General features: G+C 49.2%; 1 pseudogene. It reads right to left on the reverse strand.

Annotated elements, in window-relative coordinates:
- Positions 1–660: pseudogene (locus ACOTYB_RS24870) on the reverse strand (phage tail tape measure protein); the annotation flags it as partial.

Raw genomic sequence — 660 nt, forward strand, 5'->3', positions numbered from 1 at the left:
GCTCGGTCACCTCCACCGTTTTTTTGCCGGTGGTATCGATGAGCGCAATCTGGCGCAGGTAACCCATCTCCATGGATTTGAAAGAGCTTTCCAGTTTTCTTGCGCTTGCATCAGGCGTAACTTTGCCGTTAGTCTCGCCCGGTGGAAGGGAGAATGGTTTCCCAATTCCGACAGTAGCAGCACCAAGCGGAAGAATGCCAACAGCAGGTTTTGACAGCCTGTTTCTGGTTTCGATAAGGGTGTTCAGTTCATCGTTGAGTGCTTTTACACTATCATTCCCACCAGTGAACCAGGCGAACATTGATTTGTCCTGCGAATAAAAACCCTTTCTTCCTTCAAGGTTTTTTTGCAAATAAGCAATGCGCTCATTTACCTGATCGATATTTTTGAGGTCAATTTTACCGCTCAGAGCGGCAAATCTGTTGCCGGTGCTTGCGGCGAGTTGACCAGCGCCGGCGGCGGCTTTTACAAGCCATCCAGCAAGCTGTGCAACTTCAGACACCAGATCAGAGATACCCTGCAGGACAGCAGGATCAGTTAAAACATTGTGAAGTTCATCAAGAGAGTTTTGCAGTTGTCCAAGGTCAACCTTTGCCAGACCTGCGGCAATCTCCATCTTCAGGCCAGCAACCTGAGCCTCCATGTCTTCGAATAGCTGGT

Origin of the sequence: Enterobacter cloacae complex sp. IR5450, from assembly GCF_049238665.1 — a bacterium.
GTDB lineage: Bacteria > Pseudomonadota > Gammaproteobacteria > Enterobacterales > Enterobacteriaceae > Enterobacter > Enterobacter hormaechei_C.